The organism is Sphingobacterium hungaricum (assembly GCF_015210005.1).
GTDB classification, from domain to species: Bacteria; Bacteroidota; Bacteroidia; order Sphingobacteriales; family Sphingobacteriaceae; genus Sphingobacterium; species Sphingobacterium hungaricum.
In genome coordinates, this window is the sequence record NZ_MU158698.1 from 2,091,337 (window position 1) to 2,111,955 (window position 20,619).

General features: G+C 38.8%; 14 protein-coding genes and 1 rRNA gene. 6 read left to right on the plus strand and 9 right to left on the minus strand.

Features of this window, described 5'->3' with window-relative positions; genetic code table 11:
- Positions 1 to 73: 73 nt before the first annotated feature.
- Positions 74 to 185: ribosomal RNA gene (rrf, locus tag C4F49_RS12315) — 5S ribosomal RNA — on the plus strand.
- Positions 186 to 363: 178 nt separating this feature from the next.
- Positions 364 to 1,320 (plus strand): tRNA modification radical SAM protein MnmL/YtqA, encoded by a 957-nt coding sequence (gene mnmL / locus C4F49_RS12320; RefSeq protein ID WP_196936134.1) that lies wholly within the window; start codon positions 364 to 366, stop codon positions 1,318 to 1,320.
- Between the two features lie 12 nt (positions 1,321 to 1,332).
- Here the strand turns inward: mnmL and C4F49_RS12325 are convergent, their stop codons facing one another.
- Together C4F49_RS12325 and C4F49_RS12330 are read right to left on the minus strand one after the other, a co-directional pair.
- A complete protein-coding gene (locus tag C4F49_RS12325) occupies positions 1,333 to 1,800 on the minus strand; it encodes a pyrophosphohydrolase domain-containing protein (protein WP_196936135.1) in 468 nt (155 codons plus the stop codon).
- A gap of 15 nt (positions 1,801 to 1,815) precedes the next feature.
- Positions 1,816 to 3,126: a pseudouridine synthase gene (locus C4F49_RS12330; RefSeq protein ID WP_196936136.1), complete on the minus strand. Its 1,311-nt coding sequence runs from the start codon at positions 3,124 to 3,126 to the stop codon at positions 1,816 to 1,818.
- Between the two features lie 285 nt (positions 3,127 to 3,411).
- Here C4F49_RS12330 and C4F49_RS12335 point away from each other — a divergent pair, with 285 nt between their 5' ends.
- The gene (locus C4F49_RS12335; protein WP_231388301.1) at positions 3,412 to 4,158 is read left to right on the plus strand and encodes a lytic transglycosylase domain-containing protein; all 747 of its coding nucleotides are present in this window, start codon (positions 3,412 to 3,414) and stop codon (positions 4,156 to 4,158) included.
- 91 nt (positions 4,159 to 4,249) lie between these two features.
- Here the strand turns inward: C4F49_RS12335 and C4F49_RS12340 are convergent, their stop codons facing one another.
- The 3 genes from C4F49_RS12340 to C4F49_RS12350 form a co-directional block, all read right to left on the minus strand.
- Complete coding sequence (locus C4F49_RS12340) at positions 4,250 to 5,677, minus strand: efflux transporter outer membrane subunit (RefSeq protein WP_231388302.1); 1,428 nt, start codon at positions 5,675 to 5,677, stop codon at positions 4,250 to 4,252.
- A gap of 40 nt (positions 5,678 to 5,717) precedes the next feature.
- A complete protein-coding gene (locus tag C4F49_RS12345) occupies positions 5,718 to 8,873 on the minus strand; it encodes an efflux RND transporter permease subunit (protein ID WP_196936139.1) in 3,156 nt (1,051 codons plus the stop codon).
- A 79-nt stretch (positions 8,874 to 8,952) separates the two neighbouring features.
- Positions 8,953 to 10,116: an efflux RND transporter periplasmic adaptor subunit gene (locus tag C4F49_RS12350; RefSeq protein WP_196936140.1), complete on the minus strand. Its 1,164-nt coding sequence runs from the start codon at positions 10,114 to 10,116 to the stop codon at positions 8,953 to 8,955.
- 212 nt (positions 10,117 to 10,328) lie between these two features.
- Between C4F49_RS12350 and cls the strand changes: the two genes are divergently transcribed.
- Both cls and C4F49_RS12360 read left to right on the plus strand, forming a co-directional pair.
- Positions 10,329 to 11,804, plus strand: a complete 1,476-nt coding sequence (gene cls, locus C4F49_RS12355; RefSeq protein ID WP_196936141.1) for a cardiolipin synthase — start codon at positions 10,329 to 10,331, stop codon at positions 11,802 to 11,804.
- A gap of 81 nt (positions 11,805 to 11,885) precedes the next feature.
- Positions 11,886 to 14,600, plus strand: coding sequence for a carboxypeptidase-like regulatory domain-containing protein (locus tag C4F49_RS12360; RefSeq protein WP_196936142.1), 2,715 nt, complete (start codon positions 11,886 to 11,888; stop codon positions 14,598 to 14,600).
- A gap of 179 nt (positions 14,601 to 14,779) precedes the next feature.
- Here the strand turns inward: C4F49_RS12360 and C4F49_RS12365 are convergent, their stop codons facing one another.
- The gene (locus C4F49_RS12365; RefSeq protein ID WP_196936143.1) at positions 14,780 to 15,769 is read right to left on the minus strand and encodes a YihY/virulence factor BrkB family protein; all 990 of its coding nucleotides are present in this window, start codon (positions 15,767 to 15,769) and stop codon (positions 14,780 to 14,782) included.
- A 3-nt stretch (positions 15,770 to 15,772) separates the two neighbouring features.
- Positions 15,773 to 17,530 carry an AMP-dependent synthetase/ligase gene (locus C4F49_RS12370; protein WP_196936144.1) on the minus strand — a complete coding sequence of 586 codons (1,758 nt, stop codon included), beginning with the start codon at positions 17,528 to 17,530 and terminating at the stop codon, positions 15,773 to 15,775.
- Between the two features lie 186 nt (positions 17,531 to 17,716).
- On the opposite strand from C4F49_RS12370, the gene C4F49_RS12375 reads away from it, so the two are divergent.
- Positions 17,717 to 18,241, plus strand: a complete 525-nt coding sequence (locus tag C4F49_RS12375; protein ID WP_196936145.1) for a hypothetical protein — start codon at positions 17,717 to 17,719, stop codon at positions 18,239 to 18,241.
- A 55-nt stretch (positions 18,242 to 18,296) separates the two neighbouring features.
- Here C4F49_RS12375 and C4F49_RS12380 read toward each other — a convergent pair whose 3' ends face one another.
- Positions 18,297 to 20,039 (minus strand): M61 family metallopeptidase, encoded by a 1,743-nt coding sequence (locus tag C4F49_RS12380; protein WP_196936146.1) that lies wholly within the window; start codon positions 20,037 to 20,039, stop codon positions 18,297 to 18,299.
- A 75-nt stretch (positions 20,040 to 20,114) separates the two neighbouring features.
- The gene (locus C4F49_RS12385) at positions 20,115 to 20,612 is read right to left on the minus strand and encodes a dihydrofolate reductase (RefSeq protein WP_196936147.1); all 498 of its coding nucleotides are present in this window, start codon (positions 20,610 to 20,612) and stop codon (positions 20,115 to 20,117) included.
- Positions 20,613 to 20,619 lie beyond the last annotated feature (7 nt).

Consider the following 20,619-nt stretch of genomic DNA (forward strand, 5'->3'; position numbering starts at 1 on the left):
ATATAGACAAGATAAGGCTGGAGCCAATAAGTCTAACTACTAACATCTAGCTACTAGCTACTAATAAAGATATTCAGGTGCCTATATCGGCGGTGTCTACCTCTTCCCATTCCGAACAGAGCAGTCAAGCCCGCCAGAGCCGATGGTATTGCCGTAACAGGTGGGAGAGTAGGTCGGTGCCTTTTTTTACACAGAAGCCCTTGCTGGAAACAGTCAAGGGCTTTTTGCTATAACAGAGTTTTTTTGAGGGAGCAAGGAATAAAGAATAAGGAGCAAGGAATCCTTGGGATACTTTATAATGCTCATTCTTCGATAAATAATAATCCGATAACAGTCTCTAGTTTTTCTTACCTTTGTAAACTCATGGGTACATTATTAGACAGTGGCATAAAGCCCTATAATCATTACGGAGCTTATTTAAAAGAGAAATACGCTGGACAGAAAGTTTTCAAGGTCATCGTTGATGGCAATTTTACCTGTCCTAATCGTGATGGAAGTAAGGGTTTTGGCGGTTGTACTTATTGTAATGTAGATTCCTTTACACCAGATAGCGCACGTAAATTGCCCACTATTCGTGAGCAAGTCGAAGAAGGTATTGAGCGTGCAAGGAACAGCTACAAGGCTGAAAAATTTGTTATTTATTTCCAACCAAACACAAACACATACGCACCCGCTCATGCGTTGAAGATGATGTACGATGAAGCGCTGAGCATTTGTCCTGAACACACTGTGGGATTGTCTGTTGGTACGCGCCCAGACTGTCTCGATGCTGAGAAAATTGCGCTTCTGGAAAGTTATACTGACCGTTACGATGTAGATTTAGAGATGGGGATGGAATCCATTTATAATGACACGCTTGATCAGATTAATCGCGGTTGTTCGCATGATGAATTTGTTGCTATTATGAACCAATTGCAAAATTCTCCTTTAGAACTTTGTGTGCATACAATTTTTGGTTTTCCATGGGAAACCGAAGAAATGATGTTGCGTTATGCTGATGAAATTAATCGCTTTCCTCAAATAAAATTCGTCAAGTTGCATCATCTACATATTGTAGAGGGTTCTATCATGGGCGTAAAATATAAGCGCGAACCTTTTCCATTATTCAGCATGGAATCGTACACCGAATTTTTATCCAAATTTATTCCTCGATTGAGAGAAGATATCGTTATTCAACGAATTTTTGGATTGGCAGATAAAGAATTGTTGATTGCTCCGAATTGGGGACTTCCGAAATCGGGTATCCAATCGTATATAGATAAGGGATTGGAACTAAGAGGGGTGAAACAAGGAAGTTTTTACACCGAAATTTCGGTGTAAAAACAACAAAATTTATTTTTGGATGATTGATTTTAAATCAGCAGGAGAATAAGCGATTGACTTCAATGTTTTATTATCTTCTTTTCTAAAAACCAAAAACAATCCGTCAATTTCTCTATAATAAGATTCTACTCCTTTTTGTAAGTAATGCTCTTGCGTTGCAATTGCTTCTTGCTCCGTCTTGCAAGCTTTGCTCATATTCGAACGCTGTACTTCTTCAAACAAGTCATTAAACTTATCTTTCAATCCAAATTCCAAAACCGCACCTGAAAGTACATATTGAATATCACATAAGGCGTCAGCTACTTCTACCAAATCATTCGCTTGGATAGCTTCCTCTAATTCTTTCAATTCTTCAGCGATCAACGAAACCCTAAGTTTGCATCGTGCTTCTGAAGGAATAGTAGGTTCATCTAATATTGGATGCTGAAAAGTTTTGTGAAATTCAGCTACTGAAGTTAAAGTTTTTGGATCAGTCATTTGATTAATAGATTCTTATTTAATAAAATGTTTTAATTGTACAAGTTCACGTTCTTCAAGGTATCTCCAACGGCCTCTTGGTAGGTCTTTCTTTGTTAAGTTGGCATACACGACGCGATCTAACTTAACGACATCATAGCCTAAAGATTCGAAGATACGTCTTACGATGCGATTTTTGCCAGAATGGATTTGGATACCTACTTCGCGTTTGCTTCCGCCAGCTACGTAACTGATATCATCTGGTTTAATCAGACCGTCTTCCAATTCGATACCGAATTGAATTTTATTGAAATCTCCTTGCGAAAGGCTTTTGTCAAGCTCCACATTGTAGATTTTGCTGATGTTATTTCTTGGATGCGATAATTTTTCAGCTAAATTTCCATCATTAGTTAATAACAACAAGCCCGTTGTGTTTCTGTCTAACCTTCCTACAGGATAGATACGCTCTTTAGTGGCTTTAGCAACTAACTGCATAACTGTTTTGCGTTCCAATGGATCGTCAGTTGTTGTGATGTAATCTTTTGGTTTGTTTAAAAGAACGTACACCATTTTTTCGCGTTTAAGACGTTCGTCATTGTAACGGATCTCATCTTTCGCTGGGTCTACTTTGGTTCCCAATTCGGTCACAGCTTCGCCATTAACCGATATCACTCCCGCAGCGATCAGTTCATCCGCTTTACGGCGAGAACAAATACCTGCATTAGAAATGTATCTATTCAGACGAATTAATCCATCATCATTAGCCGTAGCCGATGCCGGATTTCTAGTTTGAGTAAATCTTCTTTTGGGACTGAATTTTTTATTTTCTGCTGTCGATTCGTCTACTTTCCGTCCAACCTTCTCGCCTTCAAATTTTCTTGGCGATCTAGTTTTGTCAAAAGGTTTGCGGTCTCCAGGTTTGTCGTCAAATTTCCTTGGTGATCTGTTTTTGTCGAAAGGTTTACGATCTCCAGGTTTGTCATCAAATTTCTTGAATGATTTATTTTTGTCAAATCTTTTGCCTTCGCTAGAAGTATCGTCTGATCGTCTACCCGATCTGCTTTTTTCAAAAGGAGGTTTTTGTCCAGATTCACTTTTTGATCGACGTTCAAATTTAGCAAAAGGAGATTTTTCGGATTTCTCCGTTTTGTCAAATTTTGATTTTGAGAAAGGTCGCTCTGAGTTGGATGATTTTGAATAGGATTTCTTGTCCGAAAAATCAGATTTTCCGCTGGATGATGAATTCGATTGCCTATCTCGTCCACCTTTTGATTTGAAGTTTTCTGAGTTGCTTCTAGATTTTTTGGAGTTGTCCTCGCGACTGTTCCTGTTGTTGCTGAATGGCATGATTATTAAAAATTAAGCTACAAAGGTACTGATTTTATATGGATGCGTAAAATATAATAATCGCTACTAAATATGTAATTTTCAATATACTATTTTAGCTTTTCAAGCGTTATATATTGGCTGAGAAATGCTAACTATTTGTTTCATAACATTATAGTTTGTATCTTTGCCAACTTATAATTGGACCAAGCTATTTTTGACAGTTTTTTGTGTCAGCGAAAAATAGCATTAAGGGATTGAATGATAAAAAAAAGAGTACTATGTAGTAGTATAATTTTGACAGTCATGTTGCTATCAAAGTTATACTCTAACCCCCAGCCGGAAGCTATAAATGATCCGCTAAGAGATGCATTAAAAGCCTCCATGGAGAAGAAGATGATCGAGGATCTCACTTCGCCAGAAAAATTAAAGGAAGTTTATATGAACTCCATAAGCTTCGCTGATGAAGCGCTTCCTGTAGAAAAACCTTCTGTAAAGGGCAAATTGGAAAAATACCTTGCTCGTTTTTCTTTTAAAAAGCAACAATCTTACGGATTACATCAAAAGGCCGATCAACATCTTCCACAAATCGCTAAAATTTTGAAATCTTATGGGATACCGGAGGATTTTAAATACATTCCTTTAGTGGAAAGTGGTATGGATCCTGGTGTTAAGTCTGTAAAAGGTGCGGGTGGCTATTGGCAATTTATGCCACAAACTGCTCGGTTGTATGGTTTAAAAGTAAGCGGCAATGTTGACGAACGTCGTAATTTGACTAAATCCACTCACGCAGCTGCGAAATACCTGAAATCATTGTATAGTGAATTTGGAGATTGGACATTAGTTGCTGCAGCCTACAATGTCGGTGGTGGAAGTTTGAAAAGTTCGATGCGTCGCCAAGGTATTGACAACTACTATGAGTTGAAATTGAATTCCGAAACAGGTTCTTATGTCTACAAATTAGTTTCTATCAAAGAAGTAATCGAAAATCCTAATTACTATGGATACAATAGATATGCTTCTATCGATGATCGAATTAGTTCAGGATCGTAAGAAATACGTTTCTTAAAACTAAAAGAGGTCTTATTTGAAAAAATAAGACCTCTTTTTTATTCTGGAGGTTTTCAATTGCTTCTACAACCTGTTAGTTTTTCCAACCACCGCCTAAGGACCTATATAAATCCACGTAGGCATTTAGTTGTCTTTGTTTCAAATCCACTAAGTCTAAATCACTTTGCAAGGCATTGCTTTGTGCAGTGATGACCTCAAGGTATGTGGCATAACCACTTCTGAATAACAAGGACGCATTATTCACCGCAAGCTGCGAATTCTCCACACGTTGCTGTGCAAAGTTTAGCTGTTCTTTCTGCTTTTCGATAATAATGATCGCATCCGAAATTTCATTTACTGCACCTCTGACGGTTTGCTGAAAAAATAGCTCCGTTTTTTCTCGTTCCAATTTGGCAACTTCAAAATTATTTTTCAATCGTCCGTTTTGAAAGATTGGCGCTGTTAAGTCTCCGGCAAATCCACCTAGAAGAGCTCCCGGAATGTTAAACCAGTTTTTTGGCAACATGGAATTGACACCAAAAGCGCCTCCTAAAGAAAGTTGAGGATATCTTAAGATTTGATTGATGTTTACTTCAGCATTTGCAGCAATTAAATCCAATTCCGCAGAGCGAATATCCGGACGGTTTCTGATGATGTCCAATGGAGAGCCTAAAGAAATTTCTTGCGTCGTAAACATCATTGTATCTATATACTGGCTACGTGTCACATTATTTGGAAACTCGCCTGTCAGCACTTGAATTGCATTTTCCTGAATAGCAACCTCTTTTTCTAGTTCTGGGATTAATGATGCTGCGATCAATCGCTGTGATTCGGTTTGCTGGATAGCTAAAGCCGTAATTTCTCCCGCTTCAAACTGCAATCGAATCATTCTCAATGTACTGTCATTCAAAATTAAATTCCTCTTGGCCACTTCGATCTGTGCATCCAGCATTTGAAGATTAAAATATCCTTTCGCAATGTCCGAAATTATTTTTGTCTGGATGGCATTTTTCGACTCATACGTATTTAGAAAATCAGCTTTCAACTGATCCTTTTGATTTGCAATTTTGCCCCAGATATCCAGTTCCCAGCTGAAATCAAATCCAGTCGCGAATTGAGAAGTATACATAAAAAAGTTATCGGGCGCTTCTTTGCCATCGGCATACCATTTGGACGAAGGATTTCCATAAAAATCTTTTGAACGAAATGTTTGGCTTGCTGACGCAAGATTTCCATTCACCGAAGGTAAATAGTCTAATTTATTTCTTCTCAAATTGCGATTCGCGATTTCGATATTCGTCAATGCTGTGCGCATATCAAAATTGTTTTTCAAACCGCTATCGATTAATTCAATTAAAATTGGGTCATGGAAAAACTCTCTCCATGATACATGGCTAAAACTTAACGTATCCTCATTGTACTTCTGCGTTTCTCCTCGAAACTCCGTTGGAAGACCTGTCGAAGGCTGCTGATATTTCTGGCCTACCTTACATCCAGCAAGCGATAGAAATACTGCAAGCATAAGAAACGCGTGTGAATATGTATTGAAAACTGTTTTCATATTAAGATTCTGATTTAAATTTATTTCTAACTTTTTCATCCAAAGTTTTGAAAACGATAAATAATACCGGAATAATAAAAATTCCAAAAATAACACCAAAGAACATTCCTCCAGCAGCACTAAAGCTGATCGAATGGTTACCGATTGCGGAAGGACCAACAGACCACATCAATGGAATCAATCCCACAATAAATGCCAATGAAGTCATCAAAATCGGACGTAGCCTAAGTTTCGCACCCATCAATGCGGCATCATAAATGGATAATCCTTTGTCGCGCTGCTGTACGGCAAATTCAACAATCAGAATGGCATTCTTGGCGAGCAATCCGATGAGCATAATTAATCCAACTTGTACATAAATGTTGTTCTCTAGGCCAACAATCATAATGGTTCCGAACACGCCGATCAAACCAACCGGAACTGATAACAAGACTGCCAATGGCAGGATATAACTTTCATATTGCGCAGCAAGAAGAAAATAAATAAACAGAAAGCTCAATCCAAAAATCAGTAAGGTCTGCGAACTGGATTGGCTCTCTTCGTAACTCATACCAGTCCATTCATAGCCGTAGTTTCCTGGCAATTCTTCATCTGCGAATTTCGCAATGGCTTCCATCGCATCACCTGTACTGTAACCTTCTGCTGGCGTTGCATTAACGGCAATCGCATTGTACAGGTTGTATCGTGTGATGGTTTCTGGCCCAACAACTTTTTTAAGCGAAAGAATTGTTCCGACAGGAACCATGTTTCCTGAGCTGTTTCTGACGAAAATAGAATTCAACGATTCGGGATCTGCACGGAAATCAAAATCCGATTGTACATACACCCGATAACTTCGACCGAAACGATTGAAATCTCCACCGCGAACACGCGCAAAATACATGCGTATGGTATTCATCATTTCTTTAATATCTACACCCAAGCTCTTTGCTTTGACCGCATCAATTTCCACTTCGTACTGAGGGAAATTTGATTTAAAGGATGTATAAGCTTGCTGAATTTCCGGCAGGTCATTTAATTTATTGATGAATGTGTCTGCAATGACGTCAAAATCGCGAATATCACCTCCTAAACGATCCTGCAGTACCATTTCAATACCAGCAAAATCACCAAATCCTTGAACAGTCGGTCTCGGGAAAACTTTGAATGAAGCTTCGTTAATGACCGAAAGATCTTTGGCGATCGTGTCCATAAAAGCATTGATGTCTTTTATTTTTGTACGTTCGGCATGCGGTTTTAAATTGATGTATCCTGCTGCAAACGCCGGACTGGCATTCCCATCCAAGGCATTGAATCCAGAAACGGTAGACATACCTGCGATATCCTCACGCTTGTTGATGATTTCCTCAGCACGTTTTAAAACTTCTGTTGTACGCGCTAAAGATGCCCCTGGTGGCATAGCCAATGAAAAGGTGACGAAACTATCATCTTCAGTCGGGATAAAACTTTTAGGTGTATTTACAAATAACAGCACTCCGAGTCCGGTAATTACCGCTAATCCGATCCATGCAACTTTTTGATGCGCGATCAAATACTTTACCGAAGCAATGTATTTCGCGGTCAAGCGATCGAATGAACTGTTGAAGGCTTTGAAAAAGCGTCGGCTGTATTTTTGGACTTTGTTTAATTTCTCTTCTTCTTCAATTGTTTTTTCATCAATCGGTTTCAACAACAAGGCACATAGGGCAGGGCTCAAGGTCAGTGCATTCAATGCAGAGATTAAGATGGCTGTCGCCAATGTATAAGCAAACTGTCTATAGAAGACTCCGGCAGGACCTTCCATAAATCCTACTGGTAAAAATACGGCAGCCATGACCATCGTAATGGAAAGGATTGCTGAAGTAATTTCAGACATGGTGACTAAGGTTGCTTCTTTGGCTTTCATGCCCGTAGCATGCATTTTCTCATGAATCGCCTCGACGACGACAATCGCGTCATCGACGACAATACCGATTGCGAGCACCAGTGCAAACATGGTGAGCACGTTGAGCGAAAATCCAAATAGGGTCAAAAAGAAAAACGTTCCGATCAAGGATACAGGAATTGCAATCGCTGGAATCAGGGTTGATCTGAAATCTTGTAAGAAGATAAAGACGATTATAAAAACCAAGATAAATGCCTCAAATAAGGTATGTTTCACCTGATTGATCGATTCATCGATCTGGTCACGTACGGAATAGGAAACTTCATGATGAATCCCTTCGGGAAACGACCTAGCGAGTTCATCCAATACTTTGCGTACTTCAATGTCAATCTCATGCGCATTCGAACCACTCGTTTGCGTCATGTTCAAGGTAAGGCCTGGATGCCCATTGACTTTATTATCCGAACCTAAATTCGTTGCTCCGAATTCTACCCGAGCAATATCTTTCAAATAAAGAACAGAACCGTCTCGATTGGTTTTGATGACCAAGTTGTTAAATTCTTCAGGCTGTGAAAAACGTCCTTTATGCTTAATAACCGTTTCGAATACTTCATCCGATGTTTCACCAAATTTACCGGGAGCAATCTCAAAATTTTGCTCGTTAAGCGATTTGATTACATCCTGAGGAACTAAATTATACAAGGCCATTTTATCTGGATTAAACCAGATACGCATAGAATAATCCCTTGCTCCAATACGCGAAACTTGTGCAACACCATCGACACGCAATAGTGGACGAATTAGATTGATCTGCGCAAAAGCCTGTAAAAATGTTTCATCGTAAATGCTGTCTTTGTGATCCGAATACAGATTGATCGTCATGATGACACCACTTTGCCGCGGTTGTACCGTGATACCATTTTCTACCACTTCCGATGGAATATTGCTCGTCGCCTTGGATATCCGAGTCTGCACGTTCACCGATGCAATATCGGGATTGGTACCTGATTTAAAGAAAACCTGAACTGTACCTGAACCTGAATTACTGGAGGATGAGCGGATGTAGGTCATGTTTTCTACACCATTAATCGCTTCCTCAACAGGAAGCAATACACTTTCGGCTACTGTTTCTGCATTCGCCCCTGGATAACTTAATGAAACGACGACACTAGGTGGCGCGATTTCAGGAAATCGGGATACGGGCAATAATTTTAATCCGACGAGTCCTAAGATGACCAACAGAATGGATATAACTGTGGCTAGAACCGGTCTATTGATGAATGTTTTTAACATTAGTTTTGGTTGAAATGATACAATAGTTTACTAAGCATTAAAAACCTTAATGCTCAATAAACGTCATTGACTTGATTTTTTAGTGGTTTTGCTCGATTGGCAAAATGGTAGATCCGTCGGTGATTTTATCAAAACCACTTAGTACAACACGGTCTCCAGCTGAAATTCCTTGCGAAACGATGTATTTGTCTTTACTCGAACCAGAAATAGTAACTGTCCGTCGCTCGACTTTGTTATTGTCATTCAGGACATAAACAAATGTTTTATCTTGCAGTTCGCTGGTAGCAACCTGCGGAATCTGCAATACATCTTTTTTGACTTCTTCGACTTTCAGTGTACCTGTACTTCCGGTACGCAAAATGTTGTCGTCATTTGGAAAAGAAGCGCGTAGAGAAATGGCTCCTGTCGTGCGGTCGACCTGACCACTTACGGCATCCACTTTTCCTTTTTTAGAATATTCTTCGCCATCGGCTAAAATCAATGAGACATCAGGAAATGTAAGGCTGTTGTTTGAGCTGTATTTAATTCCCGCTGCGCTGTCTTCTTTGGCTTTCATTTTTGTGAAATACAAGAAATCAGACTCATTGATTGAGAAATAAACATATACTGTTTGCACATCAGAGAGAACGGTCATCGGTTCAGAATCTCCTTTAGATACTAAATTTCCAACGCGTTTTGGAATCCGGCCGATGTATCCATTCGCTGGTGCGTTGATGATCGTAAACTCTTTATTGATCTGCGCACTTCGGACGGCAGCACCTGCTTGATCCAATGAAGCTTTTGCAACATCGTAATCAGACATCGCTGATTTCAATCGGACTTCAGAGATGACATCATTTTCTACCAGTGGTTTTAATCGCTCTACTTCCAATTGCGCATTTTCTAATTTGGCCTTCGCGACATTTTGCGTAGCAACCATGTTATTCAATACTTCCTGATAGGCTGATGCATCTATTTTAAATAATTTTTGACCTTTTTGGACGTAAGCACCTTCATCGACATAAATTTCTTGAAGAATACCTTCGGCCTGAGATCTAATTTCAACATTTACTTTACCTTCAATAGTACCTATATAATCTTTGATTGTACTCGCATTACTTTTTTCTACGGTGTATATGGGTAATGCAATGGGCTTGTTTTCGCTTTCGTTTTCTTCGGATCTGCTTGATTGACAGCTAACTGTTGCGAGTGATGCTAAAATAGTTAAGCTGCCTAAGAACATACGTACTCTTGATAAATTCATAGACTTTTTTAAACAATTATTATTTTGCAACTTTAGTGTTACAAAACGGTTTAGTTCATTAACGCCAAATATCGGTATATTGATTTGTCTTTAACAGAAATTAACACATAAATTAGCATTTATTAACTTTTTTGATGAATTCAAAAAAAGGGAATTCATCAAACAACAAATCAAAATTACTGTTATACTATAAAATTAACTAATTGGAAATAATGGAGATAGTACGTAATATTATTGAGTTTCTAGGTCATTGGTATTGGATACCGGTCATACTCTTGTATTTAGGTGTTATTGTCACAATTTTGGCGGAAAACGGAAATCCTACGAAAGCGATGGCTTGGATTTTGGTCATTGTCTTCTTGCCAATTATCGGTCTTGTTCTTTACTACCTCTTCGGACAAGAATTTACTCGGATTAAAAAACTCAAGAAAATTAATCTGCAAGAAGAAAAGCGCTTGGAAAAAGAATGGGTTAAGCTCGATGCGCAAATGAATAACAACATCAATTTGCTCTATTCTGATATCGGCGACTTATCTCGAGTGTATACCTTCCTAAAAAACGAACGCCTTTCTTCGCCTTCATTGAACAACGAATTAAAACTATTAGTTAATGGGGAAGAGAAATTCAAGTACTTTTTAGAAGCGTTAGAAAGTGCCAAACATCATATCCATTTGGAATATTATATTTTCGAGCCGGATAACATCGGACTGAAAGTGCTGAATATTTTGGAACGCAAAGCCTGTGAAGGACTGCATGTCCGCTTGATTGTCGATAGTTTTGGTTCCCCAAAATTGGTTGGTTATATGGAACGGATGATTAAAAAGGGCAAAAGCAAAATCGAATTTTATGCCTTCCTTCCGGTTACTTTTTCTTCCTTAGCTAACAGCAATTATCGAAACCACCGTAAAATTGCAGTTGTCGATGCGAAAATAGGATTTATCGGAGGAATAAATATTTCCGACAGGTACATCAATTCTGCTAGCTCTGATGGATATTGGAGAGATACCTCTGTAATGGTTAAAGGCGATTCCATAAATATGATGCAGGTGAATTTTTGGAATTCATGGAATATGACTGAATGCGAACCATTTGACCTGCGAGACGGTTATTTAGCAGAGACATCAAAAGATATTCAGAATAAATCAGCGGTAGCTTATGTTCCCAGCAACCCTGGTTCGCTTGGGCCTTTTAATTTGGAAGCGATGCTGATTGCCCTTGGCGAAGCCAACAAAAAGATTCAATTGACAACTCCATATTTTATTCCTCCGGATCAGCTGTCTTCAGCTTTAAAAGTTGCAGCAGCATCAGGTGTAGAAGTGGAACTTTTAATGCCTAAAAAGGGAGATTCATTTTTAGTACAACACGCTTCTTTTTCGTATATCAACGAGATGTTAAAGCGTGGCGTCAAAGTGTACTTATATACCAAAGGTTTTGTGCATGCGAAAACTGTGTCGATTGATAATCAATTGTCATTTATCGGAACAGTCAATCTGGACACGAGGAGTTTTCATATCAATTTTGAAATCAATGCGGTTATTTCCGATGAGCAGTTGAGCCAGGATATGGAAAAGCAGTTTGAGATTGACAAATCGAATGCACATTTGGTCACTTTAAAAGAATGGGAAAATCGCAAAAGATGGAAAAAAGGATTTGATTCCATTTGTCGTCTGTTAGCGCCGTTGTTGTAATAAAGTTTGTTAAAAAGGCATTCAAAATCATTTCAAGTAAATAAAATTGAATATATTTAGCTTCTTGATAAATAACGTTAGATGAAGAAGCATATTTTTAGTTTATATTTCCTATTATTTTTATTTGCATTACCGCCAGCACAAGCACAACAAACCCCAGCAATTCCAATCAACACGGTTGTAGAAAAGGTTCAAAAATTTTTCACGGTGTATCCGGTTGAAAAGATTTCTGTTCATTTCGATAAACCTTATTATGCGATAGGAGACACCTTGTGGTTTAAAACATACTTAGGTCGAAATCTTGTCGAATATGACCCGAGCAAAATCGCTTATGTCGAAGTCTTGAATAGCAAGGATTCATTGATTCAAGTCATGCGGGTTCCGCTAAAAGATGGAGCGGGCAATGGTCATCTTGTGTTGGACCCTCAATTTTTATCTCAAGACAATTACCGTTTTCGGGCATACACAAAATGGATGGCTAATTTTGACCAAGGATTTTTCTTCAACAAAATCATTCCGGTAGGCGATGCGATCAATAAAAAACTAAGCACAAATATCACCTTCGAAGCCGATGGCAGCAACCGAACAAAAGCCTTGCTTCAATTCCGCGATCGCACGGGAACTTTGCTGAGCAGGAAGAAAATTACTTGGGAAGCGAATGATGGTTGGGACGCATTTGATAAAGGGAAAGGTGAAACGGACGATATGGGACGTTTGACGGTTTCGCTGAATTCAAAAAATAAAGAATTGTTGACCAAAGGTCGTTTGGTCGTTAAGATCGAAAACGATAAGCTTTCGCCAAATCTTGTAGGTGATTTCTCGTTGTCAAACGCGTTGGTCGAGACCGATGTGCAGTTTTTTCCAGAAGGCGGTGATTTAATCTCGGGAATAGCAAAGAATGTTGCCTTTAAAGCCGTCAGTTCGAATGGTAAAGGGTTAGCAGCGAAGGGTAAAATCATCAATAGCAAAAAGGAGACGGTTGCTGAATTCGCCGACTTGGGATTAGGAATGGGCGTTTTCTCGATGATGCCAATCAGCGGAGAAACGTATAAAGCTGTTGTTTCATTCGAAAATGGTCAAGAGAAGACAGTCGATTTGCCTGCTGTTGTGGATAAAGCAGTAAATCTGATTGCGCCAAAACAAGACGATACATCGATATTGGTCGGTGTTGTGACGAATGAAAGTCATTTTGCGACAGTGCAAAACCAACCTTTCTATATTCTTGCGCAATCTAATGGACACTTGGTCTATGGTGCTCAGGCAAGTTTGAAAAACACGTCCATGTTAATCAAAATTCCTAAAGAAGGTCTTCCAAATGGAATTGTCCAAATCACATTAATGACTGCTGATGGAAAGCCTGTCAGCGAAAGATTGGTGTTTTTGGAGAATGAAAAACTGTTGGATATTCAGGTGAAATCGGATAAAGATAATTACGCTAGAAAAGATGCAGTCAACTTAAACATTGCCGTCAATAAAGGTGCTGAACAAATTCCAGGAACGTATTCGGTTTCGGTAATTGATGAATCTAAAGTTCCTTATGACGATGATAATGACAATTCGATCGTCAGTGCTTTATTATTAACATCAGATATCAAAGGTTACATTGAAAAACCAAATTATTATTTCAATACGAAACATGAAAATCGATTAGATGCATTGGATGCTTTGCTGATGACGCAAGGTTTTAGACGTTTTGCCTATGCCGATTTGATTGCCGAGAAATTGCCAGAAATCAATTTTCTTCCAGAGCAAGGCATTTCCCTTTCGGGAACATTGCGCTTAAATACCGGAAGAACATTTCCGAATGGGGGATTATTGCTATCAGTTCCTGCCCGTGCTTTGCGAAAAGATGTGTACACGGACGCAAACGGACGTTTTACTTTCGACAATTTAGTTTTCCCAGATTCGTCTAAAGTAACGATCAGCGCGCGTGGAAATGACAACTTCAGGTCTTTGGTGATTAATATGGACCAGACATTTTTCCCAGCTATCGATCAGAAAAATCCTTATGCAGCGAATAATATTCAAAACATTGACCAGGATTTAACGGCGTATTTGACGAACAGCAAAAATGAATTCAGGACTTCCATTCTGATTGATGAAGTATTGGTGACAGCTCCAGTTGTGAAGCAAGTGACGAGTAAAGACTTCTCTGCGCTTTCTGGCCTTTCCATGGCCGACCATCGCATTGACGCTTCACGTTTGAGTGGCTGTAATATTCTGACCATGTGTTTGAATACGATGCTGACAGGAATTGTCTATGACACGCAGACATTGAAATATTATGTATCCAGAAATTATAACCAAGGTAGCCGTGTTCCAGTTCAGTTCTTTTTGAACGGAATGCCAATTGATGAGCCTTCTCTAAATTCAATACAGACAGCGGATATCGAAGCCATAGAAATTTTCTTACGAGATGATTTGGGAACAGTAAGCAGAACTTATCAGAATGATGGGGTCGTTTCCATTATGACTAAAAAGGAAAAGAAACAACCGAGAATGTCATTGGCTGAAATCGAAAGCCTGCTTCCGAAATCGAATGTGATTGATATGTTCCCATTGGGTTATGTGAAAGAGCGTATATTCTATTATCCAAAATATACAGAAGCCAATAAAAATGTCAATGATTACAGGACAACAATTTTTTGGAATCCAGAAATCCAATTGAACGAACAGGGTGAAGCAACTGTTAATTTTTATAATGCAGATGGAACTGGGAAATACAAAGTCGTTGTAGAAGGAATGGATCAAACCGGAAATATCGGACGGACTATTTACTATTACAATGTGAATTAGCAAATTAAAAAGTAAAAATTAAAAAAGCCGAAGGAAAGATTTTTCTTCGGCTTTTTTATGGACTACCATTTTGATAATGATTTTTACCTCGAATGATGTTTGGCTTTAGCCAGATATTAAAAAAGTCGTAAAGAATATTTTCTCTACGACTTTTTTAATGCGGCATTAATCGTTTAAATTTACGAAACTACTTCTTCGTTGTGTTTCTTAACAACTTCTCTTTTTCCTGTATCCGTATCAATTTCAACTTCCGTTTGCTTAACCAAAACAGCGAAAGAAGAAGGACGAACGCCTCTGCCATATTTCACAGCGTATTCTTTCGTGAATTCAGCACCGAAATATAGTATGGCAGCCGAATAATAAATCCAGCTTAATAAAATGATAATTGTTCCAGCAGCTCCGTAGGAGCTAGCTGTTGCGTTGTTGCTTAAATAATAGGAAATCCCGTATTTACCCAGCATAAATAATAGGGCGGTGAAAATTGCACCGCCTAAAATATCTTTAAAACGAACGCGCGCGTCGGGCAGAAAGGCAAAAATAAACCCGAATAACGTAGCGATTACAGCGAAAGTAATGATCGAATTAACCCAATCGATCATTTCGATATTCAAACCGTCAAAAATCTGAAGAATCTGATCCGTTAATGCGCCGATAATACTACTCACGACCAATGAAACCATTAATACGAAAGCTAAGCCCAAAATCATCGAAAAAGAGATTAAGCGATTTACAATCAGCTTTAACCAGCCTTTTTTAGGTTTTGGTTTCACGCGCCAAATGGAATTGATGGAGGTTTGTATATCGATAAAAATCGTTGTGGATGTGATCACTAAAGTTGTCACACCGACAATAATACCGATGTTGGATTTATTTTCAAACGATATTTGCTGAATCGCTGATTCCAGCATCGTCGCGATATCTTTTCCAAACAAACTTGTCAGCTCTTCCATGACCTCCGTCTGTGCGCCGTCAGGGCCGTCCAAATGATTCCCGTAGAAGAAACCTAATGCCCAGATTAAGATAAGTAAAATTGGACCAATCGAGAAAACGGTATAGTAGGCTAGAGAAGCACTCATTCGCATACATCCGTCATCTAGGAATCCCATAATGGCATCCCACAATAACTTTCCAAATCCTTTAACTTTTTCTATGAGCGTCGGTTTCTCCATCGTTTATTCGTATAATTTATTAATTTTTGCTTCTTCTTTCTGCAAAATAACTTTACGCTTCAAGCTCAGTTTTGGTGTCAATTCGCCATTGTTGATTGTCCATTCTTTCGGCAACAGTTCAAATTTTTTGACCTGTTCCCAATGTCCGAAATTTGCATTCGCTTCATCGACGATGCTTTTGTACTTTTCAAGGACTTGCTCGTTTTTCACCAAGTCTTCTTGTGAAGAATAATTGATGCCTTTATGTTTGGCCCATTTTTCCAATTCTTCAAAAGCAGGAACGATCAATGCGGCAGGGAATCGCTGGTTCTCACCAATAACCATAACCTGTCCTATAAACGTAGATTCCATGAATTTGTTTTCTAAAGGTTGCGGAGCAACATATTTGCCGCCCGCAGTTTTGAACATTTCTTTCTTGCGATCGGTAATTTTTAAGAAATTATCTTTCGATAATTCACCGATATCGCCCGTTCTGAAATATCCTTCTTCATCAAAAGCTTCTTTGGTTGCTTCTTCATTTCTGTAATATTGAGAAAAGATACTCGGACCTTTGACTAATATTTCTCCATCGGAAGCAATCTTGACTTTCAAGTTGTCCAATACTGGCCCAACTGTTCCAAAACGAACTCCCTCGTCATCCCATCGATTTACTGCGATTACTGGAGAAGTCTCGGTCAAACCATATCCTTCTAGCACCTTGATTCCAGCTGCCCAAAATACACGCGCTAAACGCTCTTGCAATGCCGCGCCTCCAGAAACGATCAACTTAATATTTCCACCCAAAGCTTCGACCCATTTGCTGAAAATCAATTTTCTGGCGATTCCTAATTTGAAATTATAGAACGCAGAATTTTTTGTTGGTTCTTGGTATTTATGTCCCAGATCCAATGCCCAGAAGAACAATGATTTTTTGATTCCGGTTAAATCTTTGCCTTTGGCAACCACTTTGTCATAAACTTTTTCCAGGACGCGAGGAACTGTTGTAAACGCATCTGGTTTTACCTCATTGATGTCGACCACAATATTATCCAAGTTCTCGGCATAATAAATCTGAACACCTTTCGAAAAGTACATATAAACCACCATACGCTCAAAAATGTGGCACAATGGCAAAAAGCTTAATGCTTTCTTGTATTCTGGCTTCATCAGGTGATTACAAGCTGTAACATTACTGATTAAATTTTTATGCGATAAATAGACGCCCTTAGGTTTTCCTGTTGTTCCAGAAGTATAGATTAACGTCAATAAATCATCTTCATGAACAGCGTCATTGAATGGTTTTAGGTCGATGTCTTGCTGTTTGCCTAAATCCAATACCTCTTTGTAAGATGATCTTCCGTTAACTTCATCGAATGTAAAGGCTTCCAATTGCAAATTGTTCTCTTTGCAGGCTACATCTGCCTTATCAGACAATTCTTGATTGCTGACAAATAAGATTTTTACCTCAGCATCATTGATGATGTAGGACAGATCTTGATTGGATAGCGTAGGATAGAGCGGAACTAGTGCGACGCCAAGCTGATTACAAGCAAAATCGATGAAATTCCATTCAGGCCGATTTCCGGACATGATGGCCACACGGTCGCCTTTTTTAATGCCTTTGGCCAGCAATCCTTTACTTAAATTATTAACTATTTCAATAAATTCATCTGTAGAGTATGTTTGCCAGCTATCGCCTTTTCGACCAGCGACCATAATATCTTTATTAAAGTCTTCGCGATATTTCGTAATGACATCGAATAATCGAGTTAATTTTTCCATAGAAATTGCAGTTTATAAAACGGTTATCATTAATATTTTGTATTCGCAGTTTCCAGCAATATACTAAATTTTGCTCGGAAATTTTCGAGCTTGTTCAATTTTTAATTCTCATGTAAATATACCTATTATCTTTTTTTAGCGTTAAAAATAGTATTACATTTGGAATTTAATTTTACAATTTAGAACATGACTCAGAAAATTACGTTGACTTTTTTATTTGCCATAGCGCTTTTTTCAATTCAAACTGCTCAGGCACAATTAACTTCGCAACATGCAATCGGCGCAAGATTTGGAAGTGCTACAGGAATAACTTATCGCTATACACTAAGTGAAGATAGAGCAGCGCAAGCCATCATGAGCTGGCAAAGTGGTTCACAAGCTAGTCGTTTCCGATTAGTTGGGTTGTATGAATTCCATAAACCCATTACAGGCGATTTTTCTTGGTTCTATGGTTTTGGAGGAAGTGTTGGAAGTTATACTAGAAAATCATATTCAGAAACGATTACCGAAGGAAACACAAGCAGCACAACTACGTATCCAAAAAAATCGGAATTGGCTTTAAGTATTGATGGTATTGTGGGTGTGGAATACAATATTCCAACAACTCCGCTGGCTGTATCTTTGGACGTAAAACCTTACTTCGATTTTATTCAGGAAAGCAGTATTCGACTATTTGATCCTTTCGGATTTTCTATCCGTTATCAATTTTAAAATAATTAGGCGTATAAACAAAGAGGCGATAATTTTCATTATCGCCTCTTTGTTTTTATAAAGATAACCAAATGGAACCCAATCGAAGCTGTTCTTCTGATCGATTTTCCAAGGGCTGAATAATGTAAGCCTTTTTATCACTGTATCCGATTGTGACTGGAATAGTTTTTAATAGTCCGTCGCGAGCAACTAATACATCGATCACATCCCCTGCATGACTGTCATGAATAATATGCTCCAGTTCTCTTCCATTCGGATCCAAACGGTAACCGTTGACGCCGATGATTTCATCATTGACATTCAATCCCGCATGCCAAGCGCCCGAATCGCGATCCACTCCTTTGATAAGTATGCGCGTATCATTGTTGGCTGTTTTAATGCCTAACGACAGGGATTGATTGTGTTCGTTTAAATCTACCAATTCGTAACCCATCGGATTAAAATAATTGTTGTAGTCTAATTCTTCTAACGTATAGACTGCTCCAAAAATTTCGGACAGCGATACGCCAGTGACTTCTTCAGCCAAGAGCTGAAATTCTTTTTCTTCAAAACCTCTTCCTTCGATTAGGTAGAAATGCGTGTAAGCTGCTTTCAATACGTCATCCAAACGGTAAACTCCATTCGTTTCACGAATGATTTTGGTATCCAATGCAACTGCTAGCATAGCGCCTTTGTTGTAGTAAGAAATGCTTGTATTTGCTGAGTTCTCGTCAGGACGATATTGCTTGATCCAGGTATCAAAACTTGCCAAGCCGACCGATTGGTATTCAAATCCAGGTCGGTTATAGACCGTATTGAATTCTAGAGCCAACATTTGAAGATAATCTTTTTCATCCCTAAACCCACAGCGGCGAGTAATCAGATTGTCGTAATAGGCCGTGAATCCTTCAATGATCCATAATAAAGAAGTATAATTTTCTTCATCGTAATTAAATGGTCCCAATGGTTTTGGCCGTAAACGTTTCACTAACCATAAATGGAAATATTCGTGGGCAACCAAACTCAAGTAATTTTTGTAGAATACATCTTGATTGTATCCCGAACGCGTGGCGCCTAAAACTGTTGAATTTAAATGCTCTAACCCACCAGAACCGATTTGGTAGTTATGCGTAATGAACACATAGAAATCATTTGGATTCGATCCCCAAATTCGGGTTTCTTCTTCTACGATTTTTGTGACATCTGCTGCGATGCGGTCTTTGTCGTAGTTTCCCGAACCAACCATGGCAAATTCGTGATGTACATTAGCGGCATCAAATGACCAAACATCTTGATTCCCGATTTCAAATGGCGCATCATACAGAATATCGAAATTTGCTGCATAATATGTAAAAAGATCCGATTCAGATTTCTGTAGTCCGGTTGAAATCTTTGTCCATGTTTTTGGTAAGTCAATAGTAATTGTTGCTTCCTGATGAATATGGCCAGCTACGTGCAGAAATGTTGCCGCAGGACTTAAAAACGCATGCGAATCATCGATGTGGTTTGTTCGAACCGATGTTTCGAATCCATAAATCGAGTAGCTAACGACTAGATCTTCACCAGAATGATTTATTCGCCAAGTATTTTTGTTGATTTTTTGAAAATCCAATTGATCGTCAGATGCGGATTTCGCAACAAACTGTTCTACATGCCGGGCATATTCGCGAACCAAATATGATCCGGGCGTCCAAACAGGCATTTTAACATCTATATACTCTTGGTTTCGAAATCCTTTGATGGTCATTTTCACGTTCACATAATGTGCTTGAGGTTCAATAAAGGATAGGTGAAAATGTATAGATGATTCTTCTGTCATACGGGTTTGGATAAAATAAACTAATAATTAAAGGTACATAATTTTAGCCAGAAAGCCCGAATATCGGGCTTTCTTTTATGCTATTTTTTCGTAGACTTCGAAGGAATATGCAAAAGCATGTTTCTCGTCGGGCTCGTGGGATTCTTCACTGACTAGCTTCCATTCCTCCAGTGGAAACGTGGGAAAGAATGCATCGCCGGCAATCGTCGTATGTACTCGTGTGAGGTAAATCGTCTGTGCCAAAGGCAATGCTTGTTTATAGATTTCAGCGCCCCCGATAATAAAAATCTCGCGCTCATCTCGACAATACAACAATACTTCTTCTACACTATTTGCAACATCCACATCTTCCGCTTTGAAATCCTGATTTCGGGTGATGACGATGTTGCGTCGGTTAGGTAGAGCTTTTCCGATCGAATCAAAGGTTTTTCTGCCCATGACTATGGAATGATCAGTCGTTATTTTTTTAAAATATTTAAAATCATTTGGCAGATGCCAAAGCATTTGATTGTTCTTGCCAATGGCATTGTTTTCTGCTGCCGCAACAATTAAACTAATTTTTAGCGTACTCATAGAAATT

Coding starts and splice junctions, on each gene's coding strand:
- mnmL (WP_196936134.1), top strand. CDS start 364: ATGGGTACATTATTAGACAGTGGCATAAAGCCCTATAATCATTACGGA.
- C4F49_RS12325 (WP_196936135.1), bottom strand. CDS start 1,800: ATGACTGATCCAAAAACTTTAACTTCAGTAGCTGAATTTCACAAAACT.
- C4F49_RS12330 (WP_196936136.1), bottom strand. CDS start 3,126: ATGCCATTCAGCAACAACAGGAACAGTCGCGAGGACAACTCCAAAAAA.
- C4F49_RS12335 (WP_231388301.1), top strand. CDS start 3,412: ATGTTGCTATCAAAGTTATACTCTAACCCCCAGCCGGAAGCTATAAAT.
- C4F49_RS12340 (WP_231388302.1), bottom strand. CDS start 5,677: ATGCTTGCAGTATTTCTATCGCTTGCTGGATGTAAGGTAGGCCAGAAA.
- C4F49_RS12345 (WP_196936139.1), bottom strand. CDS start 8,873: ATGTTAAAAACATTCATCAATAGACCGGTTCTAGCCACAGTTATATCC.
- C4F49_RS12350 (WP_196936140.1), bottom strand. CDS start 10,116: ATGAATTTATCAAGAGTACGTATGTTCTTAGGCAGCTTAACTATTTTA.
- cls (WP_196936141.1), top strand. CDS start 10,329: ATGGAGATAGTACGTAATATTATTGAGTTTCTAGGTCATTGGTATTGG.
- C4F49_RS12360 (WP_196936142.1), top strand. CDS start 11,886: ATGAAGAAGCATATTTTTAGTTTATATTTCCTATTATTTTTATTTGCA.
- C4F49_RS12365 (WP_196936143.1), bottom strand. CDS start 15,769: ATGGAGAAACCGACGCTCATAGAAAAAGTTAAAGGATTTGGAAAGTTA.
- C4F49_RS12370 (WP_196936144.1), bottom strand. CDS start 17,530: ATGGAAAAATTAACTCGATTATTCGATGTCATTACGAAATATCGCGAA.
- C4F49_RS12375 (WP_196936145.1), top strand. CDS start 17,717: ATGACTCAGAAAATTACGTTGACTTTTTTATTTGCCATAGCGCTTTTT.
- C4F49_RS12380 (WP_196936146.1), bottom strand. CDS start 20,039: ATGACAGAAGAATCATCTATACATTTTCACCTATCCTTTATTGAACCT.
- C4F49_RS12385 (WP_196936147.1), bottom strand. CDS start 20,612: ATGAGTACGCTAAAAATTAGTTTAATTGTTGCGGCAGCAGAAAACAAT.